This is a genomic window from Agrococcus lahaulensis DSM 17612 (genome assembly GCF_000425105.1).
Lineage (GTDB): Bacteria > Actinomycetota > Actinomycetes > Actinomycetales > Microbacteriaceae > Agrococcus > Agrococcus lahaulensis.
This window is the reverse complement of sequence record NZ_AULD01000005.1, coordinates 252,919-269,655: the sequence shown is the minus strand read 5'-3', so window position 1 is coordinate 269,655 and position 16,737 is coordinate 252,919. Positions and strand designations below refer to the sequence as shown.

Below are 16,737 nucleotides of genomic sequence, written 5' to 3'. Positions count from 1 at the left end.
TGAGAGAGGACAGGCGGATGCGGATCGCAGTCGTCAAGGAGATCAAGCCCGGCGAGGCGCGGGTCGGGCTCACGCCTGCGGGCGCCGAGGACCTCGTGCGGTCGGGCCACGAGGTGCTCGTCGAGCGCGGCGCGGGCGAGCTCGCGGGGTTCCCCGACGAGCAGTACCTCGCCGGAGGTGCCGAGCTCGTGTCGCGCGAGGAGGCGTGGACGCGGGTGGAGCTGCTCGTGAAGGTGAAGGAGCCGATCGCGGAGGAGTACGGCTTCCTGCGCGACGACCTCGCGCTCTTCACCTACCTGCACCTCGCGGCCGACCGGCCGCTCACCGAGGCGCTGCTCGAGTCGGGCACGCTCGGCATCGCGTACGAGACCGTGAGCGACGGCGGCAGCCTGCCGCTGCTCGCGCCCATGAGCGAGATCGCCGGCAGCCTCGCGGCGCACGCGGCCGCTGCGCACCTCATGCGGCCCGCGGGCGGCCCGGGCGTGCTGCTCGGCGGTGCCCCGGGCGTCGCGCCGGCGCGCGTGCTCATCATCGGCGGCGGCGCCGTCGGCACGCAGGCCGCGCAGCTCGCCCTCGGCATGCAGGCCGAGGTGACGGTGCTCGAGATGTCGCCCACGCGCATCCGTCAGCTCGACGCGCTGCTGCACGGCCGCGCCCGCGTGCTGATGTCGGACGTCGCGACGCTCGAGGCCGAGCTCGAGCAGGCCGACGTCGTGATCGGCGCGGTGCTCGTGCCGGGCCGCGCGGCGCCGAAGGTCGTCTCGCGCGCGCAGCTCGGGCTGCTGAAGCCGACGGCGCTGCTCATCGACGTCGCGATCGACCAGGGCGGCGCGTTCGAGACGTCGCGCGCGACGACGTACGCCGACCCGACCTTCGAGGTCGACGGCATCCGTCACTACTGCGTCGCGAACATGCCGGGCGCCGTGCCGCAGACCGCGACGCGCGCGCTCTCGAACGCGACGCTGCCGTACATCCGGCGCATCGCGCAGCGGGGTGCGGAGGCGGCGATCGCCGCCGATCGCATGCTCGCCGCGGGGGTCAACACGCGCGCCGGGCGCATCGTGCACGCGGGTGTCGCCGAGGCCTTCCCGGATCTGCCGGCTGGCGGTGCCGACGACCGGTCGCTCGCGCACGCGTAGTCCGACGCATCCGCCCGTTCGACGAGCCGCCCGCGCCGCACGGCGCCGGGCGGCTCGTCCGCGTCGCGGTCCCTGCCGATAGCCTCGGCCCATGGACGAGTCGACGATCACCCCCGTGGAGCTGTCGCGCGAGCTCGGCATGGACCGCAAGGGCAAGCAGATCCGCGGCTTCCTGCGCAATCCCGCCGATGGCGGCGGCCCGTTCGAGGGCCACGAGATCGGCACCGAGTGGCACCTCACGCCCGAGCAGGCCGACCGCATCCGGAAGCACTTCGCGCGCGGCCGCGCGGGGGAGTGAGCGCTCCTACGAGGGCTGGATGCGTGCCAGCAGCCCGTCGGCGTCCGCCAGCTGCCGGGCGAGCTTGTCGCGGCGGCGCTGCATCTCGTCGCGGAACCACGTCGCGCGCTCGTCGGGCAGTGCGCTGAGCGGATTCGCCGGCGCCGCCTCGATCGCGTCGGCGAGCTCGGCGAGCTCCTCGAGCGTGAAGCCGAAGGGCTTCATGCTCATGATGAGCCGCACCCGCTGCTCGTCGGCCTCGGAGTAGAGCCGGAAGCCGCCCTCGGTGCGGCCCGACGCGTGCACGAGCCCGAGCTCGTCCCAGTGGCGCAGCGAGCGCAGCGAGAGGCCGGTGCGCTCGGCGAGCTCACCGATGTGCATCGTTCCGTCGGCTGTCATCTGATTTCCCTCTTCAACTCTACCCTCACGTTACGGTAGAGTTGCCCGGTCGAGCTCTCGACCCGCGCTCCCATCCTCGTCCATCCGGCGACGGAGCGCCGCGCGCCGCTGCGCCCCACATCCGCCGCGGCACGCCCGCGCCGTCCCATGGAGCATCCCGTGACCACCACCGCCCCCGTCACCCGCGAGCGCTACCGCGACGACCCATCCGTCGCCACCGTGCTGAAGAACCCGAAGCTGCTCACGCGCGAGGCGCTCGCCGGCCTCGTCGTCGCGCTCGCGCTCATCCCCGAGGCGATCTCCTTCTCGATCATCGCGGGCGTCGACCCGCGCGTCGGCCTCTTCTCGAGCTTCATCATGGCCGTCACGATCGCCTTCGTCGGCGGCCGGCCCGCGATGATCAGCGCCGCGACCGGCGCCATCGCGCTCGTCATCGCGCCGATCATGCGCGAGCACGGCTTCGACTACTTCATCGCCACCGTGCTGCTCGCCGGCGCGCTGCAGATCGTGCTCGGCGTGCTCGGCGTCGCGAAGCTCATGCGCTTCATCCCGCGCAGCGTGATGGTGGGCTTCGTCAACGCGCTCGCGATCCTCATCTTCATCGCGCAGATCCCGCACCTCATCGACGTGCCGTGGCTCGTCTACCCGCTCGTCGGGGTCGGCATCCTCATCCTCGTGCTGCTGCCGAAGCTGCAGAGGGTCGTGCCGGCGCCGCTCGTCGCGATCGTGCTGCTCACCGCGGCCGTGCTCGTCTTCGGCTGGTCGGTGCCGAACGTCGCCGACCAGGGCGAGCTGCCGCGCAGCCTGCCCGAGCTCTTCATCCCGCAGGTGCCGCTCACCCTCGAGACCCTCGGCATCATCGGCCCGACCGCGCTCGCGATGGCGCTCGTCGGCCTCATGGAGTCGCTCATGACGGCGAAGCTCGTCGACGACGTCACCGACACCCGCTCCGACAAGACGCGCGAGTCCTGGGGCCAGGGCGTCGCCAACATCGCCTCCGGCATGTTCGGCGGCATGGGCGGCTGCGCGATGATCGGCCAGACGATGATCAACGTGAAGGCATCGGGCGCCCGCTCGCGGGTCTCGACCTTCCTCGCCGGCGTCTTCCTGCTCATCCTCATCGTCGCGCTCGGCGACATCGTCGGCCTCATCCCGATGGCGGCGCTCGTCGCGGTCATGGTCATGGTGTCGGTCGGCACCTTCGACTGGCACAGCATCCGCCCCGCGACGCTGAGGCGCCTGCCGAAGTCGGAGACGCTCGTGATGGTCGTCACCGTCGCGGTCGTCGTGGCGACGCACAACCTCGCGATCGGCGTCATCGTCGGCGTCGTGACGGCGATGGTGCTCTTCGCCCGCCGGGTGGCGCACTTCGCGACGGTGACCCGGACGGCGACGGATGCGTCGGCGCACTACACGGTGGAGGGCGAGCTGTTCTTCGCCTCCTCCAACGACCTCACGACGCAGTTCTCCTACGTCGATGACCCGGAGCGGGTCGTCGTCGACCTCTCGCGCTCGCACATCTGGGACGCGTCGACCGTCGCCGCGCTCGACGCGATCGAGACGAAGTACGCGCGGCTCGGCAAGACGGTCGAGCTGCAGGGGCTCAACGCGGCCTCGACGCAGATGCACGGGCGGATGACGGGGCGGCTCGGCGGGGAGGGCTGACCGCGCCGCGCGCCTGATGCGGCGCGGGAGCGACCGATGTGGGTGATGTCAGCCATGATGGCGCCATGGACCTCGCTGCGCTCATGGCACAAGGAGCGCTCGCGGTGCTCGCGCCTCACCTGTGGTGGCTCATCCCGATGCTGGCGCTCGTCGTCGTGCTGCGATTCCCGATGCTCGGTCGTGGCCCCGGCTCGACGAAGCGCGACCCGTGGCGCAGCTTCAAGTTCGCCGCGCGGGCCACGGTCATGGCTCGCGCCGGCGGGCGCTGCGAGGCGCCGCTGTTCTTTACTTGGGGCCGATGCTCGTCACCGGCGACGGATGCGGACCACATCATGCCGTGGTCGAAGGGCGGCCCGACGGTCGTGAGCAACGGGCAAGCGCTGTGCCGCGGGCACAACCGCTCGAAGGGGGCGTTCGTGCCGCCGTGGTGGTACATCCACGGGCTCGAGCGACGCCGGCGCGACTACTTCCCGGACGGCGCTGACGTGCGCGTGCTCGCGCGGATGAGCGAGGAGGACCGCGCCGCGCGCCTCGTGCCTGCCTCGTCCGGGCCGCGCCGACGCATCCGCCCATCGACGACCGAGCGATGAGGGGATTCCCAGCCGCCACGCCTTGAAGCGGCGTGCGCGCCCCTGCGACGCTGGCTCACCAATCCACCAGGAGGCGAGCCGATGCGAGCGATGGTCTACCGCGGGCCCTACAAGGTGCGGGTCGAGGAGAAGCCCAAGCCGAGGATCGAGCACCCGAACGACGCGATCATCCGCGTGCAGCTCGGCGCGATCTGCGGCTCCGACCTGCACCTGTACCACGGCATGATGCCCGACACCCGGGTCGGGACGACCTTCGGGCACGAGTTCATCGGCGTCGTCGACGAGGTCGGCCCGTCGGTGCAGAGCCTCAAGGTCGGCGACCGCGTGATGGTGCCAGCGAACATCTACTGCGGCTCGTGCTTCTACTGCACGCGGGGGCTCTACTCGAACTGCCACAACGTCAACCCGAACGCCACGGCGGTCGGCGCGCTCTACGGCTACTCGCACACCACGGGCGGCTACGATGGCGGCCAGGCCGAGTTCGTACGCGTGCCGTTCGCCGACGTCGGCCCGACGATCATCCCGGAGTGGATGGACGACGAGGATGCCGTGATGCTGACGGATGCGCTCTCCACCGGCTACTTCGGAGCCCAGCTGGGCGACATCACCGAGGGCGACACCGTGGTGGTGTTCGGCGCCGGCCCCGTCGGGCTCTACGCCGCGAAGTCGGCGTGGTTCATGGGCGCCGGTCGCGTCATCGTCATCGACCACCTCGACTACCGGCTCGAGAAGGCCCGCACGTTCGCGCACGCCGAGACCTACAACTTCACCGAGTACGACGACATCGTCGTGCACCTCAAGAGGATCACCGACTGGTTCGGCGCCGACGTCGCGATCGACGCGGTGGGAGCGGAGGCCGACGGCAACTTCCTCCAGCACGTCACCGCCGCGAAGCTCAAGCTGCAGGGCGGCTCGCCGATCGCGCTGAACTGGGCGATCGACTCGGTGCGGAAGGGCGCGACCGTCTCGGTCATGGGCGCCTACGGCCCGATCTTCAGCGCCGTGAAGTTCGGCGATGCGATGAACAAGGGCCTGACGCTGCGCATGAACCAGGCGCCGATGAAGCGGCAGTGGCCGAGGCTGTTCGAGCACATCCAGGCGGGCCACCTGAAGCCGAGCGACATCGTGACCCACCGCATCCCCCTCGAGCACATCGCCGAGGGCTACCACATCTTCTCGTCGAAGCTCGACGACTGCATCAAGCCGCTCGTGGTCGTCGGCGAGCACTGAGAGCAGGAGAGCGACCATGCCCTACACCGCGAACAAGCCCGAGCCGGCGACGCGCGAGGAGCTGCGCGCACGCATCCCCGGCTGGGGCGTCGACCTCGACCCCGCCGACCGGCCGTCGGTGCCGCGCGAGCGCTTCGATCTGAACGGCACGGGCGCGCACTGGGACTTCCCCGATCGGCAGCCCGAAGGCGACCAGCCGCGCGAGCGCTCGATCGAGCACGGCATGCTCCCGCCGGTGTTCGGCACCGCGGCGCCGCTGCACGGCGTCTCGGGCGCGATCCGGCGCTTCGCCTACGACCGCTTCAGCGAGGGTCGCGCCGCCCACTGGCTCCTCCTCATCGCCGGAGACCGGGTGGATGCGTGGGGCGCCCACCTGCGCTCGCTCGCGACCCTGCGGCCCGACAACCCCATCACCCAGACCGGCGTCGTGAGCGAGCTGCGGCACGGCCTCACGGCGCGCGTCGGCCGGAAGCGCGCGGACGTCAACCACCAGTGGATCGACCCGATCCTGGTGGCGGGCCCGTGGGTGCTCGTGGGGCTCGGCGCGCTCGCCGGAGTGCGGGCGCTGCTGCGCGGCAAGCGCTAGGAGCGCCTCGGCTCCAGCGCGCTCTACGGTGGCGGGGCTAGTGTCCGGACCATGGTGAGGATGCGGTTGGCGCTCGCGAGCGCGATGGTCGCGGCGGTTGCTCTGACCGGCTGCGGCATGCAGTTCCCCAACGACCCGGAGGGCACGCTCGAGCGGGTGCGCGGGGACGTGCTGCGCGTCGGCGCCACCGAGCACCGCCCCTACGTCGAGCTCGACGACGTCGATGAGCCGACCGGCTCGGAGCCCGCGCTCGTCGAGAAGTTCGCCGAGCGGCTCGACGCCGACATCGCGTGGACGACCGGCAGCGAAGCGGAGCTGCTCCACGCGCTCGAGCAGGGCGAGCTCGATCTCGTGATCGGCGGCTTCCTGCACGACACCCCGTGGGCGGAGCGCGACTCGACGACGCGGCCCTACGTCGAGGAGCAGACCGCCGACGGTCGCACTGAGAAGCACGTCATGATCGTGCCGATGGGAGAGAACGCCTTCCTCGTCGAGCTCGAGACGTTCCTGCACGAGGAGACCGGCGCATGAAGGCTCGCACCGATCGCTTCGGACGCACGGAGCTGCCCGAGCGGCAGCAGCGGGCGCTCCAGCGTGCCATCCGCATCGAGTGGGCGACGATCGGCTTCCTCGCCGTCGCCATCACCGCCGTTGGGCTCGTGATGGGCGGTTCGCAGGCCATGAAGGCCGCGTGGATCGAAGACCTCCTCTCGCTCGCCCCGCCGTTCGCGTTCCTGCTCGCGGTGCGGCTCGTCAACAAGACGCCGACGAAGGCCTACCCCTACGGCTTCCACCGCTCGGTCGGCGTCGCGCACCTCGTCGCCGGTGTCGCGCTCTTCGCCATGGGCGGATTCCTCATCTACGACTCGGTCTCGGGGCTCGTCATGGCCGAGCACCCGCCGATCGGCACCGTCGTGATCTTCGGCCAGCAGCTCTGGCTCGGCTGGCTCATGATGGGCGTGATGGCGCTCACCATCCCGCTGCCGATCTGGTTCGGCAAGGTGAAGATGCAGCTCGCGGAGGAGCTGCACGACAAGGTGCTCTACGCCGACGCCGACATGAACAAGGCCGACTGGATGACCGCGGCCGGCTCGATCGTCGGGGTCGCCGGCATCGGGCTCGGCCTCTGGTGGGCCGACTCTGCGGCCGCCTTGTTCATCTCGGCGAGCGTCCTCTCGGACGGGGTGAAGAACATGAAGGCGGCGATCACCGACCTCATGGACACCCGTGCGACGACCTTCGACGAGGGCGAGCCGCATCCCGACGCCGCGGAGATCGACGAGTACCTGCGCGGCCTGCCGTGGGTGGCGCAGGCCGGCTCGCGCGTGCGCGACCAGGGCCACGTCTTCCACGTCGAGTCGTTCGTCGTGCCACGGCACGGCATGCACCCGACGATGCAGCAGCTCATGGACGCGCGCGACGGCTGCATCGACCTCGACTGGAAGATCCAGGACATCGTCATCGTCCCGATCGACGAGCTCCCCGAGGAGGTCGGCGGCCCCGGCGCGTCGCACCAGTCCGAGCGCAACCGCTGAGCGCAGACGCCACCGCCGCGGCGCACTTCGTTCTGCAGGCGATCCGGGATGGTCGAGGGAGGATTCCCCTCGGCGCCGGGGGATCGCCTGCGAAGCGTGACGGGGCTACGCTGTGGCGGGACCCCGGGAGGCGACGTGAGCGACACCGCCGAGGCGCTGCTCGCCGAGCTCGCCGCCCTCGACGACCCGCGCATGCGCGAGGTCAACGAGCGCCACGGCGACGACCACGGCGTCAACCTCGGCAAGCTGCGCGCGATCGCGAAGCGGCTGAAGACGCAGCACGAGCTCGCCCTCGAGCTGTGGGCGACGGATGACACCGCCGCGCGGCTGCTCGCGCTCCTCATCTGCCGCCCGAAATCGTTCTCGCGCGACGCGCTCGACGCCATGCTGCGCGAGGCGCGCGCCCCGAAGGTGCACGACTGGCTCGTGAACTACGTCGTGAAGAAGCACCCGGAGGCCGACGCTCTGCGCCTCGCCTGGCTCGACGACGCGGATGCCGTGGTCGCGAGCGCGGGATGGGCGCTGACGAGCGACCGGGTCGTCAAGCGCCCGGAGGGGCTCGACCTCCCCGCCCTGCTCGACACGATCGAGGCGGAGATGCGGGATGCGCCCGAACGGCTGCAGTGGGAGATGAACACGACGCTCGCGCAGATCGGCATCGCGCATCCCGAGCACCGCGCGCGGGCGCTCGCGATCGGCGAGCGGCTCGGGGTGCTGAAGGACTACCCGACGCCGCCGAACTGCACGTCGCCGTTCGCGCCCACGTGGATCACCGAGATCGTGCGGCGGCAGGAGACTGCGACGGCTCGTTGAGCTGCGGCGCGGCGGCGCACTCAACGCGCGAACGATTCGCCTCTCCAAAGTCGATGAGAGCCGATGCGTACCAATAGGACGCAATGGCGCATCCCGCCGAGCGCTCGCCAGCCCAGCGCGAGCCCCGAGGTGATCGCCGTCAGCATCGTCTGGGACGGCGTGAAGAACGCGCTGCCGTCTGACCGCTACTGCGAGCCCTCGACGGCGTCGGGCTCCCGCGGCGGCTCGGTGCGGAAGCCGACGAGCTTGTGCGTGCCGTCGCAGAAGGGCTTGATCGCCGAAGCCCCGCATCGGCACAGCGCCACGGTGCGTCGCGTGCGCTCGACCGGCTCGCCGGTCGACGAGACCAGCTCGAAGTCCCCGCGCACGAGCAGCGGCCCGTCGACGCAGGCGACGATCTCCGATGCGTGCATCACGACACCTCTTCGAGCTGCGCGCTGCGACCCAGGTCGACCGCTTCCCGCAGCGCGGAGCGACCGGCCGTCCATGCATCGAGGGTCCGCTCCGCCGCCCAGCCGTCGATCATCATCGACGCGACGGCGCCGAACATGATGTCGGGCACGAGCGACGGCTCGTGCTCGGCCAGCCCGCCTGCCAGGTCGCGGCCCGCGATCTGCTCGTGCACCGCATCCGCCTCGACGTGCTCGTCGAAGTAGTCGGTGACCTCCTCGCCGTAGCCTAGGCGCCGGAACCCGTCGCCGAGCATGCGGTTGGGGAGGGACGAGGTCATCTCGTAGGCGGCGTAGTGCCCGGCGCTCGCGCCCCGCAGGCGCCGGTTCAGCCCGAACATGCTCATCATGTTGAAGGAGGCGATCGTGATGGCGGGCACGGCGTCGAGGTACGCGCCGTAGCGGTCGTCGAGACCCAGCTCGCGCATCGTCCTCGCGAAGATCGCCGAGTGCATCCGCTCCGGGCGCCCGCCGCCGTACTCGTCCGCCTGGATCTCGACGAGGGCGGCCTTGGCCCGTCCGCTCAGCCGCGGGATGCTCCACGTCTGCGCGTCGGCCTCCTTGAGCGTGTACACGGAGCGCAGCACCACGTACTCGCGCGCCTGCTCGTCGGTCGCCTGCTTCGCGACGAATCGCGCGACGCTCGGTCCGGGCGTCGGCTTCGTCAGCTTGAAGAGCGCGGCCGCGACCGCCTCGGCGTCGGCGGACGGCACCGCGACGCTTCCCACTCGCTCGCGGAGCTCGTGCTCGAAGGCGCGCTCGATGGCGACCCGGGCCGCAACGGTCGACGGGTGCCACTCCCACTCCTCGTCGGCATCGACGACGGAGCCGTAGTGCAGGCCGTGCAGGAGCAGGAGCGACAGCTGCAGGTCGTCGTCGCGAGCGATGTCGTCCGTGGCCGCGATCGCGTCGGCGAGCGCGACCGGCAGTCCGGCGAGCGTCTCGTCGGCGTCGGCGGCGGGTCGGCGGAACGCGGCGAGGAGCTGCTCGCTCACGGGGCCACGGGCGCCGAACGGCGGCGCCTCGAAGCTCCACTCGTCGCTCGTCGCTGCAGATCGCGTCGCTTCCATAGGGCTCCTCTTCGTTCGTGATGGCGACCGGCTCCGGGGGATGCACGCGCTGCGCCGTCGCCGATCGGTTCTGCTCTTCGCCCGCTGCCGGGTCGCATGGTCGCACGCCGGGCACCGGTTCGCGGCCGACGCGGGACCATCGCGAAGTCGTCGACAGCCCCGACCCGAGACGATCCGCACGCGAACCGCTCGGCAGTTCGATCAACCGCGACCCTAGACGGGATCCTCGGGAGAAGCCTGGGGCGGGCGTCGATGCCCAGGAGCCGCGACCCCGGGGTCAGTCACCGATGCGAGGCTGAGCCGAATCGCGCACGCCGTCGCGGTTCTCGTCGGCGCTGCGCGCGCGGCGCGCGTCCCAGCGCAGGAGGGGCGCGGCGAGCAGCGCCGCGATGCCCGAGCCGACGAGCACGGCGAGCTTCGCCGCATCGGTGCGGGCGGCGTCGTCGAACGACAGCTCGGTGATGAGCAGCGAGACGGTGAACCCGATGCCGGTGAGCAGGGCGACGGGCACGAGGTCGCGGATCCCGATGCCGTCGGGCAGCCGCAGCCCGGTGAAGCGGGTCGCGATCGCCGTCACGCCGAGCACGCCGAGCAGCTTGCCGAGCACGAGGCCAGCGGCGACGGCGAGCAGCACCGGCTGCGCCGCGAGCTCCGCGAAGCCGCCGCCGTCGGCGACCGAGACGCCGGCGGAGCAGAAGGCGAAGACGGGCAATGCGATCGCCGTCGACCACGGCCGCACCGCGGCCTCGTGCTGATGGGTACGAGGCTCGCGCTCGCCGTAGAGGCGATCCGCCGGCACGGTCGCGCCGAGCAGCACCCCCGCGATCGTCGCGTGCACGCCGGACTCGTGCATGAGCCACCACGCGACGAGCGCGATGGGGATCAGCACCCACGGCGAGTCGAAGCGGCTGCGGACGAGCAGCGCGAAGGCAGTGACCGCGAGGGCGGCGCCGAGCAGCGCGAACAGCTGCACGGTCGCGGTGTAGAAGACGGCGATCACGACGATCGCGAGCAGGTCGTCGACCACCGCGAGCGTGAGCAGGAAGGTGCGCAGGCCGATCGGGAGCCCGCGGCCGAAGATCGCGAGCACCGCGAGGGCGAACGCGATGTCGGTCGCGGCGGGGATCGCCCAGCCGCTGAGCGCCGCCGGGTCGCCCGCCACCAGCACGATGCCGACGTAGACGGCGGCCGGCAGCGCCATGCCGCCGACCGCGGCGAGCACCGGCACGGCCGCGCGCTTCGGATCGCGGAGGCTCCCCGCGACGATCTCGTGCTTGAGCTCGACGCCGACGACGTAGAAGAACACCGCGAGCAGCCCATCCGCGGCCCACGCGGCGACGCTCAGGTCGAGGTGCAGCGCCTCGGGGCCGAGGCGCAGCTCCATGAGGGATGCGTACGACTCGCGCCAGGGCGAGTTCGCCCAGATGAGTGCGGCGGCAGCGGCGACGAGCAGCAGCACGCCGCTCGTCGTCTCGAGTCGCAGCGCTTGCGCGAGGCGCGCGCGTCGCGCGCCGGTCGGGGTGCGGGTGGGCTCCACGGGGCTCCTCTCGACGCCACCGAGCCACGCGCCCGGCGGCACGCCGACCAGGCTTCCCGGCACACCGCATCCAGTCTACGGCGCGCGGCGCGCTCGTCCCTGGACGTGCCTGGCGCCTGGCTCGCTCAGCGCTCGACCGGCTGCTGCTCCTCTCGGGGCGCCGCTGCGACGCGCTGGGCCAGCAGCCCGCCGGGGCACCAGCCGCGGATCGCACCGACGATGAGCAGCGCTCCACCGAGCGCCGTTGTGATCGCGAGCAGCGGCTGGTCGAGGCTGTCGAGCGCGAAGGCCGCGAGCAGCAGGCCGATGCCGGCCTGGGTCACCCGCTCCGGCGTGCCGGATGCGCAGCGGATAGGGCGACCGCGCGCGCTCATGCCGAGGGGCTGCCGGAGTCCTGCTCGGCGAGCTGCCGCCGCACGTCGTCCATGTCGAGGCCGCGCACGCCCGCGATGAGCTGCTCGAGCTGCTCCGGGGGCAGCGCGCCGGGCTGCGAGAACACCCGGATGCCGTCGCGGAACGCCATCAGGGTCGGGATCGAGGTGATGCCGAAGGCCGCGGCGAGCTGCTGCTGATCCTCGGTGTCGACCTTGCCGAAGACGATGTCGGGGTGCTGCTCGGACGCGCGCTCGAACGTGGGGGCGAACATGCGGCACGGTCCGCACCACGCGGCCCAGAAGTCGAGCAGCACGATGCCGTCCGCCGCGACGGTCGGCTCGAAGGTGTCGATGGTGATGTCTCGGGTGGTCATGGTCCGATCCTTCCGGTCGCGGGTCGGTGTGGGCTGTGGGTGAGGGGAACGAGCGGTGCGCTCACGTGGCGGTGACCGGCTCGCCCGCGCTCGAGCGCAGCCAGCCCGCGTACGAGCCGTCGAGCTCGACGACGTCGACGCCTGCGCGCCGCAGCGCGCTCGCGACGACGCTGTTGCGCACACCGCTCTGGCAGTAGGTGACGACCGTGCCGCCCCGCGGCAGCTCGTCGAGGTGCCAGAGGGCGCGGCCGCCGCTGAGGTGGCGGGAGCCCGGGATGTGGCCGGCGTCGTGCTCGGACCGGCCGCGCACGTCGACGAGCTGCGCGTCGGCGAGGCCGTCGAGCTCCTCCGGCGGCAGCAGCCGCGGCTGCACGAGGGGCAGTCGGTCGAGCGAGCACACGTAGCCCTCGACGGCGTCGATCCCGACCCGCACGAGGTGGTCGCGCATCCGCCCCGCCTCGCCCTCGTCGTCGGCGAGCAGCACGAGCGGTCGCGACTCGGCCTCGGGGTCGTAGACCCAGGCGCCGTAGCTGGCTGCCTTGTCGGCGCCGGGGATGTTCAGTGCGCCCTCAACGGTGCCGGCGTGCACGGCGTGCTGGTCGCGGGTGTCGACGAGGATCGTCGCGTCGGCCACGAGCAGCTCGCGCACCGACTCGATCGAGCGCTCGGGCAGCGGGGCGAGCTCGCCGAGGAGCGCGGGGCCGGAGCGGTTCTGCGACTTCATGCGCGCGAAGTAGGCGTGCGCGTCGGGTTGGCCGGAGAGCAGCTCGTCGACGAAGCCCTGCTCGTCGTCGGCCGCGAGATGCGGCGCCCACCACGCGAAGGCGCGCTCGTAGCCGACGGTCGTGGTCGGGATCGCGCCGAGCGCCTTGCCGCACGCGCTGCCGGCGCCGTGCGCGGGCAGCACCTGCACGTAGTCGGGCAGGGTCAGGAAGCGATCGCGCAGGCTCGCGAAGAGCTGCTTCGCGCCCTCGAATCGGGTGTCGACGCCGCCGGCAGCCTCGTCGAGCAGATCGGGCCGCCCGACGTCGCCGACGAAGACGAAGTCGCCCGTGAGCATGAAGCCGGGCTCGTCGGCCTGCGCGCCGTCGGTGACGAGGAAGGAGAGGTGCTCGGGCGTGTGGCCGGGGGTGTGGAGGGCCCGCAGGGTGATGTTGCCGACCGCGATCGTGTCGCCGTCGAGCATTCGGTCGGCGTCGTCGAAGCGCTCGCCGTAGGTCCAGTCGGGGCCACCCTCGTCGGAGACGTGCATGCGGGCGCCCGTGCGCGCCGCGAGCTCGCGCGTGCCCGAGAGGTAGTCCGCGTGGATGTGGGTCTCGGTCACGTGCGCGATGCGCAGGCCCCGGCTCGTGGCGAAGTCGAGGTAGGCCTCGACATCGCGGCGGGGGTCGACGACGATCGCCTCCCCGGTCGCCTGGCAGCCGATGACGTAGCTCGCCTGCGCGAGGTCCTCGTCGTAGAAGCGCTCCAGGAGCATGGTGGTCCCTTCCTCTCGCTCGACGTCAGCAGCGGCAGCGGTCGGCGACCGGGACGCCCGCGAGGGCCTCCTCGACGTGCTGGCCGCAGCCGGCCCACGTCGGCTTGCCGCAGCGGTCGCAAGTGATGCGTGCGCACATGGTCGTGTCCTCTTCTCGGTCGTGGGTCAGCGCCCGAACAGGCGGGCGAGGAATCCGGGTCGGGCGCCGCGCGCTTCGGCGATCTCGCTCTCGGAGTGCTTGCCGTTGCACCACTGCCCGGCAGGCACGCCGCGGCGCACCTCCTGCACGTGCTGGCCGCAGCCCGCCCAGGTGGTCTTGCCGCACACGCGGCAGGTCGTCGCTCTGCACATCTCGCCCTCCTGGCGCTCTTGGTCCCGGATACCCCGGGGGGTATCGAAACTATACCCCAGGGGGTATCGTTGCTGTCAACCCAGGAGGTACCGATGAGCACGACGCCCGACATCCCCGCCATGCACGATCCCGAGGCGAAGCGCAAGGTCGTCAACCGGCTGCGTCGCGCCCACGGGCAGCTCGCCGCCGTGATCGCGGCCGTCGAGGACGACGCGCACTGCCGCGACATCGTGCAGCAGCTCTCCGCCGTCTCGAAGGCGGTCGACCGCGCCGGCTTCCTCGTCGTCGCCGGCGCGCTCAAGGAGTGCCTCGCCGACGAGCCCGAGGGCGGCGAGCGCGTCGACGAGCTCGAGAAGCTCTTCCTCTCGCTCGCGTGAGCCGGCTCGGCGAGCCTCAGCGGAGCGCGCGCCGCTCGAGCGGCGCGCGCTCGACGGAGGCGGCCCGACGCAGTCGACGCGCGGAGGACGCTGCGTGGCGGAGCCGCCCGCCCGCGTAGGGCACGCCGCCGAGCGCTCGCCACCCGACCGCGAGCCACGCGGTGACCGCGCGCTCCGCGACCCACGCGGGCGCCCACAGCGCGGCGGTGGTCGGGTAGATCCGCCGGCCGCCATCGACGCGGCTGCCGCGCTCGGCGACGGCGATCGCGGCCGCAGCCCACAGCAGGTAGCCGAGCGGGCGGCGCGCCTGCAGGAGCAGTGCCGGCAGCAGCGTGAGCTCGGCCGCGAGCCGCGCCGGCTGCGCGAACGAGTCGTAGGCCTGACGGATGCGCTGCGAGCGGAAGTGCGCGGGCGTCGGCGGGCGGCGCTCGACGAAGAGGTCCCTCGCCCACTCGACGCGGCCGCCGCGCGCCTCGACAGTCCGCAGCAGCTCGAGGTTCTCGAACAGCACGTCGCCGCGGTAGCCGTCGGCGGCGAACTCGCGACGCACGACGAGCGTGCCGGGGTAGTCGGCGCCGAGCGCCCGGTTGATGAGCGAGCGGGCAGTATCCCAGCGCGCGTGCCAGGGGAGCGGCCGGAAGTGGTTCTGCGGCGCGACGATGCCCGCGCGCGTGAGGCGACCGACCGCATCCGCCAGTGCCGCCTCGGTGTAGCGCACGTCGTCGTCGGCGATCACGATGCGCGGCTGCTCGGTCGCGTCGATCCCGGTGAGCACGCCCGCGACCTTGCCGTTCGGCGTCGTCCGGTCGGGGCGGATGTGGCGCACGAGCGGCGCCCACGCCTCGTGGTGCTCGCTGAACGTCGGCTCGGCGGAGCCGTCGACCACCACGACGTCGGCCCAGTCTCGCAGCCGCTCGAGGTAGGCGGTCAGCTCGGCGCGCTCGCGGCGGGAGGTCGCGGCATCCCAGCGCAGCGGCAGGATGTAGTCGACGCCCGTCCGCTGGCTCACCGGCGCTCGGCTCAGATCTCGGTGCCGGTGAAGAACGCCTCGGCGACGCGCGCGAGGTCGAAGAGGTCGCTCACGCCCGCGAGCTCGCGCGCCGAGTGCATCGACAGGATCGGGATGCCGACGTCGACCGTGCGGATGCCGAGCCGCGTCGCGGTGATCGGCCCGATCGTCGAGCCGCACGGCACGGTGTTGTTCGAGACGAACGCCTGGCTCGAGACGCCCGCCGCCTCGCACCAGCCGTGCCACGCGGCGGCACCGGTGCCGTCAGTCGCATAGCGCTGGTTGGCGTTGATCTTGAGGATCGGTCCCGAGCCGAGCAGCGGCTGCACGACCGGGTCGTGCTTCTCGGCGAAGTTCGGATGCACCGAGTGGCCGACGTCGCTCGAGACGCACCACGACGACGCGAGCGCGCGCATGCGCTCGCCCCGGTCGGCGCCGAGGGCGAGGCCGATGCGCTCGAGCACGTCCTCGAGGAAGGGGCCGGCCGCGCCCGAGCGGGTCGCCGAGCCGATCTCCTCGTGGTCGAAGACCGCGAGCATCGGGATGTGGTCGCCGTCGAAGCCGTCGGCCGCCTTCGCGAGTGCCGCAACGCCGGCATGCACGCTCGCGAGGTCGTCGAGCCGCCCGGCGGCGAAGAAGACGTCGTCCTTGCCGAAGAGGGCACCGCGGGCGGCATCGGCGGTCGTGAGGTCGTAGCCGCGGATGCGGCTCGCGTCGATGCCGGCGGATGCGGCGAGCTCGGCGAGCAGGTCGGCCGACTCGGGCGCGCCGAGTCCCCACACCGGCTGCGTGTGCGCCTGCTTGTCGAGCGTCAGCCCGTCGTTCGCGCCGCGGTCGAGGTGGATGGCGAGCTGCGGCAGGCGCAGGAGCGGCCCGGAGTCGGCGAGCGCCTCGCTGCCGTCGTCGAGCACGAGCCGACCGGAGAGGCGCAGCTCGCGGTCGAGCCACGAGTTGATGAGCGGTCCGCCGTAGACCTCGACCCCCGCCTGCAGCCAGCCGAGCCGGCCGGTCGTCGGCTGCGGCTTGAGCTTGAAGCCGGGGGAGTCGCTGTGCGCGCCGAAGACCCGCACCGGCGTCGTGGCCGACGCCCCCTGGGGCACGACCCAGGCGATGACGGCACCGTCGCGCACCACGAGGTGCTTGCCAGCGGTCTCGGGCCACGCATCCGTCTCGTCGAGGCTCGTGAAGCCGGCCTCCTGCAGGCGGCGGGCGACCTCGGCGGCGGCGTGGAAGCTCGAGGGGGATGCGTCGACGAAGTCGGCGAGATCCTCGGCGTGGGCGACGGGAGCGACGGGCACGGAACCTCCAGGTCGGGTGCTCCGAGCCTAGCCGCGGGCAGCCGAGGGGCCGCCGACTCCGCCAGCTGCAGGTAGTGGGCGAGTCGCTCGAATGCCCAGCGCTCCAGAGCGACTCGCCCTATCTCTGCCGCGGGCCCGGCCGGCGGAGGGCTACCGCACCGTGCCGGTGGGCTGAGTCAGCGGCGC

20 protein-coding genes are annotated in these 16,737 nt (G+C 72.3%); 10 read left to right on the top strand and 10 right to left on the bottom strand.

Annotation, left to right across the window (positions count from 1 at the left end):
* Positions 1-17 precede the first annotated feature (17 nt).
* Together ald and H508_RS0101765 are read left to right on the top strand one after the other, a co-directional pair.
* Positions 18-1,139 carry an alanine dehydrogenase gene (ald, locus tag H508_RS0101770; RefSeq protein ID WP_026372795.1) on the top strand — a complete coding sequence of 374 codons (1,122 nt, stop codon included), beginning with the start codon at positions 18-20 and terminating at the stop codon, positions 1,137-1,139.
* A 91-nt stretch (positions 1,140-1,230) separates the two neighbouring features.
* Positions 1,231-1,437: a hypothetical protein gene (locus H508_RS0101765; protein ID WP_026372794.1), complete on the top strand. Its 207-nt coding sequence runs from the start codon at positions 1,231-1,233 to the stop codon at positions 1,435-1,437.
* Positions 1,438-1,443: 6 nt separating this feature from the next.
* On the opposite strand, the gene H508_RS0101760 is transcribed toward H508_RS0101765, so the two are convergent.
* The gene (locus H508_RS0101760) at positions 1,444-1,815 is read right to left on the bottom strand and encodes a helix-turn-helix domain-containing protein (RefSeq protein WP_026372793.1); all 372 of its coding nucleotides are present in this window, start codon (positions 1,813-1,815) and stop codon (positions 1,444-1,446) included.
* A gap of 147 nt (positions 1,816-1,962) precedes the next feature.
* Between H508_RS0101760 and H508_RS0101755 the strand changes: the two genes are divergently transcribed.
* The 7 genes from H508_RS0101755 to H508_RS0101725 all read left to right on the top strand — a co-directional run bounded on the left by H508_RS0101755 (position 1,963) and on the right by H508_RS0101725 (position 8,234).
* Entirely contained in the window at positions 1,963-3,480 is a 1,518-nt protein-coding gene (locus tag H508_RS0101755) for a SulP family inorganic anion transporter (protein WP_051222499.1), read from the top strand.
* Positions 3,481-3,545: 65 nt separating this feature from the next.
* A complete protein-coding gene (locus H508_RS13900; protein WP_035253614.1) occupies positions 3,546-4,070 on the top strand; it encodes an HNH endonuclease in 525 nt (174 codons plus the stop codon).
* 81 nt (positions 4,071-4,151) lie between these two features.
* Positions 4,152-5,300, top strand: a complete 1,149-nt coding sequence (locus H508_RS0101745) for a zinc-dependent alcohol dehydrogenase (protein WP_026372791.1) — start codon at positions 4,152-4,154, stop codon at positions 5,298-5,300.
* 16 nt (positions 5,301-5,316) lie between these two features.
* Complete coding sequence (locus H508_RS0101740) at positions 5,317-5,886, top strand: hypothetical protein (protein WP_026372790.1); 570 nt, start codon at positions 5,317-5,319, stop codon at positions 5,884-5,886.
* Between the two features lie 51 nt (positions 5,887-5,937).
* Positions 5,938-6,417 (top strand): transporter substrate-binding domain-containing protein, encoded by a 480-nt coding sequence (locus H508_RS0101735; RefSeq protein ID WP_035253612.1) that lies wholly within the window; start codon positions 5,938-5,940, stop codon positions 6,415-6,417.
* The gene (locus H508_RS0101730) at positions 6,414-7,421 is read left to right on the top strand and encodes a cation diffusion facilitator family transporter (RefSeq protein WP_026372788.1); all 1,008 of its coding nucleotides are present in this window, start codon (positions 6,414-6,416) and stop codon (positions 7,419-7,421) included. The genes H508_RS0101735 and H508_RS0101730 overlap by 4 nt, the downstream gene beginning before the upstream one ends.
* Positions 7,422-7,556: 135 nt before the next feature.
* On the top strand, positions 7,557-8,234 hold the full coding sequence (locus tag H508_RS0101725) for a DNA alkylation repair protein (RefSeq protein WP_026372787.1): 678 nt from the start codon (positions 7,557-7,559) through the stop codon (positions 8,232-8,234).
* Between the two features lie 185 nt (positions 8,235-8,419).
* On the opposite strand, the gene H508_RS0101720 is transcribed toward H508_RS0101725, so the two are convergent.
* From H508_RS0101720 to H508_RS0101690, 7 genes are all read right to left on the bottom strand, one after another.
* Entirely contained in the window at positions 8,420-8,647 is a 228-nt protein-coding gene (locus H508_RS0101720; protein WP_026372786.1) for a CDGSH iron-sulfur domain-containing protein, read from the bottom strand.
* Complete coding sequence (locus H508_RS0101715) at positions 8,647-9,753, bottom strand: iron-containing redox enzyme family protein (protein WP_211220827.1); 1,107 nt, start codon at positions 9,751-9,753, stop codon at positions 8,647-8,649. The genes H508_RS0101720 and H508_RS0101715 overlap by 1 nt, the downstream gene beginning before the upstream one ends.
* 277 nt (positions 9,754-10,030) lie before the next feature.
* A complete protein-coding gene (gene nhaA / locus H508_RS0101710) occupies positions 10,031-11,290 on the bottom strand; it encodes a Na+/H+ antiporter NhaA (protein ID WP_026372784.1) in 1,260 nt (419 codons plus the stop codon).
* A gap of 125 nt (positions 11,291-11,415) precedes the next feature.
* Positions 11,416-11,664 (bottom strand): YgaP-like transmembrane domain, encoded by a 249-nt coding sequence (locus H508_RS0101705; RefSeq protein WP_156905952.1) that lies wholly within the window; start codon positions 11,662-11,664, stop codon positions 11,416-11,418.
* Complete coding sequence (gene trxA / locus H508_RS0101700) at positions 11,661-12,038, bottom strand: thioredoxin (RefSeq protein ID WP_026372782.1); 378 nt, start codon at positions 12,036-12,038, stop codon at positions 11,661-11,663. The genes H508_RS0101705 and trxA overlap by 4 nt, the downstream gene beginning before the upstream one ends.
* Before the next feature lie 61 nt (positions 12,039-12,099).
* Positions 12,100-13,515 (bottom strand): MBL fold metallo-hydrolase, encoded by a 1,416-nt coding sequence (locus H508_RS0101695; protein ID WP_026372781.1) that lies wholly within the window; start codon positions 13,513-13,515, stop codon positions 12,100-12,102.
* Positions 13,516-13,680: 165 nt separating this feature from the next.
* Positions 13,681-13,866: a hypothetical protein gene (locus H508_RS0101690; protein ID WP_026372780.1), complete on the bottom strand. Its 186-nt coding sequence runs from the start codon at positions 13,864-13,866 to the stop codon at positions 13,681-13,683.
* Between the two features lie 93 nt (positions 13,867-13,959).
* On the opposite strand from H508_RS0101690, the gene H508_RS0101685 reads away from it, so the two are divergent.
* Positions 13,960-14,244, top strand: a complete 285-nt coding sequence (locus H508_RS0101685; protein ID WP_026372779.1) for a metal-sensitive transcriptional regulator — start codon at positions 13,960-13,962, stop codon at positions 14,242-14,244.
* Positions 14,245-14,260: 16 nt separating this feature from the next.
* Here the strand turns inward: H508_RS0101685 and H508_RS13895 are convergent, their stop codons facing one another.
* Both H508_RS13895 and H508_RS0101675 read right to left on the bottom strand, forming a co-directional pair.
* On the bottom strand, positions 14,261-15,253 hold the full coding sequence (locus H508_RS13895; RefSeq protein ID WP_051222496.1) for a glycosyltransferase family 2 protein: 993 nt from the start codon (positions 15,251-15,253) through the stop codon (positions 14,261-14,263).
* 11 nt (positions 15,254-15,264) lie between these two features.
* Positions 15,265-16,551: a M18 family aminopeptidase gene (locus H508_RS0101675; protein ID WP_026372778.1), complete on the bottom strand. Its 1,287-nt coding sequence runs from the start codon at positions 16,549-16,551 to the stop codon at positions 15,265-15,267.
* Between the last annotated feature and the right edge of the window lie 186 nt (positions 16,552-16,737).